The sequence below is a fragment of the Desulfobulbaceae bacterium genome (genome assembly GCA_015231515.1).
In the GTDB taxonomy this organism is placed as follows: domain Bacteria; phylum Desulfobacterota; class Desulfobulbia; order Desulfobulbales; family VMSU01; genus JADGBM01.
The window spans coordinates 1-4661 of the sequence record JADGBM010000171.1 but is presented as its reverse complement, the minus strand read 5'-3'; the positions used below and the strand labels follow the sequence as shown (position 1 = coordinate 4661).

The window sequence follows — 4661 nt, the reverse complement described above, 5'->3', positions numbered from 1 at the left end:
ATTTCGTGTTTTTTGCAGCTCTTCGTTCTGGAGCTCCAGTTCGATATGATACACACTGATCTCTTCGAGAAGGCGCTGTTGATCGAAAGAATCCATGCTCAGGCTGGTTGACCCCAGTTCGCTCAAAACTTTATTAGCGCGCTCCCTAAGTTCTAATAAATGTGCTGAGTTGTCAGTAGGCAAAGTTTTTGTCTTATTCTTCACTTTCTCTTTTCTCCAGGTAAGAGCACGAGTTCAAACCAATAGCCATGCAGACGTTTGATGGCCTCCATAAAACCATTTATGCTCACAGGCTTGTGGATATAGCTGCTGGCGCCTACTTCGTAACAGCTGAGAATATCCTGCTCCATATCAGAGGTAGTAAAAATGATTACAGGAATGCTTTGCAGAGATGTATCCGCTTTGATTGTGGCAAGAACCTCTCTGCCATCGGTTCCGGGCATATTCAGATCAAGAAGAATAAGTGCGGGGTGATGGACGCCCTGGACAGAGTGATAAGCCCCCCTGCCGTAAAGAAAATCAAGCGCGTCATCACCATTTGTGCACCGAAAAATGGGATTTGCAAAATGGGAATCTTTAAAGGCTTTTTGGGTGATGAAAAAATCTTCATCACTATCTTCAACGATCAGAATTGAGTTATTTGTGCGTAACCCCATTTATTTTTCCTCTCAATTATGTGGTGATGGTATGTGAAAAAAGATGGTAGTCCCTTCACCAACTTGTGACTCGACCCACATTCTACCGTGGTGTTTTTCGATTATTTTCAGGGTGATAGCAAGTCCGGCTCCAGTGCCGCCACCGAACTCATCGCGGCCATGCAGTCGTTTAAAAATTTTAAAGATTTTATCCTGATGTTTTTTGGCAATGCCAATACCATTGTCACGCACGTAAAGAACCGGACTGTTTTCTATGCCATCCTTGAGCTCTCCTACTTCAACCCAGCGCTGGGCTTTGTCGTTATATTTGATGGCATTGGTGATCAGGTTGCTAAAAATAATTGCCAGGTGTTCACGGTCACAGGTAATTTCCGGCAGTGGAGATACAATACGAATATCTACCTGTTTTTCTGCAATGAATATTGCTAAGGTGTCAAGAACCTGTTTCAGAACTTCATTGGTATCCACCGGGGAGATAACCGGCTTCTTTCGGTGAACTCTTGAATAGTTCAAAATTGAAATGATCTGCTCTTCCTGGCGTTTAGACAAGGTGGTTAAAGTTTGCAACATGAATCGCCCATCCTCATCAAGTATATTTCCGTAGTCCTCAAGCAGCAACAACGAAAAATTGTTTATTCCCCGGAGTGGTTCCCGCAAGTCATGGGAAACGATATAGGCCAGATCTTCAAGATCTTTGTTGCTGCGGATCAGCTCCTCATTCAACTGTTCCAGTTCTTTGGTTCGAATCCTCACCTTACGTTCAAGCTCCAGGCCAAAATTTTCCAGCGCCTCTTTTTGACTGGTCAGTTTTTTAAAAAGAAGTTCTTGTGGTTTTGAAATCCCGGTTTCGACAATGGTTTTGTAAATAAAATAGACGTATACAAGATAAAGATAGTGACCAGCCATATTTGAAAGGCCGTATACAGAGACATAAAATATAAATGCCAAGCGTGCCAGACTGTTGGCTATAAGGGCAATGAAAATATTCTTGACTACTGATCCGTCAAACCGGTGACGGTTTCTCCAGAGCGGTAGTAAGGCAACAATAAAACCGATAGAGATCAGAATTTCGCTTATTTTCTTAAACGATGTCAGGCCCTGCCCTTCGATAAAACAGGAAGGGAAAAAACCAAGAAAAATAAGGGTAATGGTCAGACTCGATACTAAAAAAATAATCCAGAACAGCAGACCGGCATTAAGTTTTCGATTCACAAAAAGTGGGGCGCCCAGAAAAGCTAGGCATTGAAAATAACCGCCGGCAATCCAAAGCTGAGTGGGCAGATCAGCGCCAAAGCCGGGAAAAACATTCATTCCGGAGTAAGCTAAAACGTGCAGGATCGAGATAAAAGCGATAAAAAGATGAAAAATACCTATAAAGGCAGTGTAGTGATTGTCGATTCTATTTATAGAGTTCCAGGCTATAAAAAAAATGCCCATTGCAACACCAACACCGGTGAGCTCAATGAGAATGTGAAAGAGAAGGAAGCTGTGCTTCTCGCTAAGATAAAAGCCCAGCAATGCTATGGAGAAGAAGGTGTAACGTCCTGCAATCTCTGCACGCATCTTTTACTTCCTTTTGTTTGTGTTGGTTGCTGTTCTTACGCTTTCGCAATCTTCTTTTCAGGTGCGGCGGCAAGAATATTTTTCACCTGGTCGACAACCTCTTTCATATCAAACGGTTTTGCCAGATAGGCATAAGCCCCAAGGTCAAAGGCCTTCTTTTTACTCTCTTCTCTTTCCAGAATAGAAAAAATACATACCGGTACCTCACATAGTTCAGGTGTACTTTTAAAGCGTGCCAAAACCTCAAAGCCATCTTCTCCAGGCATAAAAATATCAAGCAGGACAAGATCCGGGATCATCGCCTTTGCCTTAGCCCAGCCCTGTTTGCCATCGGAGGCTGCATGGACTTCAATATTTTCTTTGCTCAAAATTTTTGACAAAACGACTCGATTGACCTCGTCATCATCGATAACCAGGACAACGGGCTTATGATTTGGGGGGGTCATGTTTGCCTCACTATGGTTAATCGTTATGGCCTTGACTGATAGGCCACCTTGTCAAGCCTAAAAACCGCGCCATCAAACTCTTTCTTTTTATTAAACATTGGATTAGCGCCTAATTTGAGAACAAACTGAGAGCCGTCATCACGGTGCAGACAAAAAACAAATTTTTCCATTGGTTTTTGGCTTTCAATCACCAAAGAGAAGGGATTCTCTTTAGGCGGAATAGTCTGGCCGTCAAGGTCAGTAAATTTAAACCTTTTTGAGTTGATCCTCATACGCTGTAGCCGGGAGCGCTCAATTCCGAATATCTCCTCAGAATAGAGATTTGCAAAGTTAATTCGACACTCTTTATCAACTAAAATAGTTGCAGAAGGACTTGACTCCAAGACCGAAAGCAAGAGGTTGTGCTGCACCTCCAAGGCAAGCTCAGCATTTTTTTGCGCGGTAATTCTGACCAATGCCAGCACAACTCCATCCACTTTTTTCTTGTTATTGATAAAAGGAAGAATTCGCTGAACGAACCAACCATTTTTATGACGGATGCTTTTTTCCAAAGGCTGACAACTTTTAATAACCCGATGGGCATCTCTTGTTGTGTTACCAAACATAGGGAGATTGAGATCTGTCAATGGTCGACCGATATCTTGGCTGAGCAGGTTAATTTCTGCGGTCATAGCATGCGAGAATTTTCGAATACAAAGGTTTTTATCGAGAAAGATAGTCGGGATATCCATGCTGGTCATCAAGTTATCCATGTCGGTGTTTAACTCGGTAAGCTCTAAAACCTTATTCTGATATTCGGCGTTGACAGTGTTAAGCTCCTCATTGACCGATTGAAGCTCCTCATTAGTAGACTGTAACTCTTCGTTAGCAGCAAGGAGTTCTTCATTGGTAGCCTGAAGTTCCTCGTTGGTGGTCTGTAGTTCTTCAATAGTTGCCTGTAAATTTTCCCGTGTGAACTGAACCTCTCTTTCCAAATCGTTAATTCGCTCATTGGTAAGATACTCCTGGGCATCACTAAAAACAACGTTCTCCTGATTTTCTGTTTCGGCAGCCTCCTCAAGAGAAACCATGAACAGTGGGGAGTTATTGGCACCACTAATCATATCGACAATGACATTTACCCTGGCCTCAATACTCTTTTCATCAATCCTGATATTGTTATAAACGACTTGTGTTTTTTCCTTTCTCACCCGCTGGATTGCCGAGGCAACACCGAGGGAAATCTCTCTCGGCAGCATGGCAAGAATATCAAGAGAGACATTGCCACTCGGCAGGTTGATAAATTTCTTGGAATCACCAAAGGACTGAACAAGCTCACGGTTTTCGTTAACAACTAAAAGGGTGCCGACAAGCTTATTGATCAGCCTCTGGTAATATTTTTCAACAGCGCCGTTGCGTCGGGTACTCTCACTATGCGGCTTATTTTCATAAGCAACCCTGGCAGCGGAGTAGGCATAATCTGTTGCGCTTGGTCTCGGGATTACAGGGGCCGGGATTTCACCGTTTATCTTATGTTTGTAGATCCGCTGTTTGACGTCAATATGCTCAAAGGCCTCTTCTACCGCGCTGATAGTTTCACTGTTGCCGAGGAAAAGCACTCCATTTTCGCGCAAGATGAAGTGAAAGGACTGAAAAATTCTTCTTTGTAAGACCGGCTGTAAGTAGATGAGCAGGTTGCGACAGACAAGCATGTCGATTTTAGTAAAGGGGGGATCACTGATGATATTATGAACGGCGAAGATGACCATTTGCCGAATATTTTTTTTAACCTTATATCCTTCCGATGTCTTATCAAAATATTTACTCAGATACCTGACATCAACGTCTGCAGCGATACTCGCCGGGTAGGTGCCCGCCCCGGCGTAGGCAATGGCATCCTGATCAATGTCGGTTGCAAAAATCTTGACGTCAAGCCTCATTTTGTTGTTATCAAGATAGTCTTGAATCTGCATGGCGATGGAGTAAGCCTCCTCACCGGTTGAACAGCCGACATTCC

General features: G+C 43.3%; 5 protein-coding genes. All 5 read right to left on the bottom strand.

Annotated features, from left to right (window positions below):
* A partial coding sequence (locus HQK80_15610) for a sensor domain-containing diguanylate cyclase (protein ID MBF0223620.1) occupies window positions 1–204 on the bottom strand: 204 nt, incomplete at its 3' end.
* Window positions 201–656, bottom strand: coding sequence for a response regulator (locus tag HQK80_15605; protein ID MBF0223619.1), 456 nt, complete (start codon window positions 654–656; stop codon window positions 201–203). The genes HQK80_15605 and HQK80_15610, both read right to left, overlap by 4 nt.
* Window positions 657–668: 12 nt before the next feature.
* A complete protein-coding gene (locus HQK80_15600; GenBank protein MBF0223618.1) occupies window positions 669–2219 on the bottom strand; it encodes a hypothetical protein in 1551 nt (516 codons plus the stop codon).
* A 35-nt stretch (window positions 2220–2254) separates the two neighbouring features.
* Window positions 2255–2665, bottom strand: a complete 411-nt coding sequence (locus HQK80_15595; GenBank protein ID MBF0223617.1) for a response regulator — start codon at window positions 2663–2665, stop codon at window positions 2255–2257.
* 23 nt (window positions 2666–2688) lie between these two features.
* Window positions 2689–4661: PAS domain-containing protein (locus tag HQK80_15590; GenBank protein ID MBF0223616.1), on the bottom strand; the 1973-nt coding region annotated here is incomplete at its 5' end.

Coding starts and splice junctions, on each gene's coding strand:
- HQK80_15605 (MBF0223619.1), bottom strand. CDS start 656: ATGGGGTTACGCACAAATAACTCAATTCTGATCGTTGAAGATAGTGAT.
- HQK80_15600 (MBF0223618.1), bottom strand. CDS start 2,219: ATGCGTGCAGAGATTGCAGGACGTTACACCTTCTTCTCCATAGCATTG.
- HQK80_15595 (MBF0223617.1), bottom strand. CDS start 2,665: ATGACCCCCCCAAATCATAAGCCCGTTGTCCTGGTTATCGATGATGAC.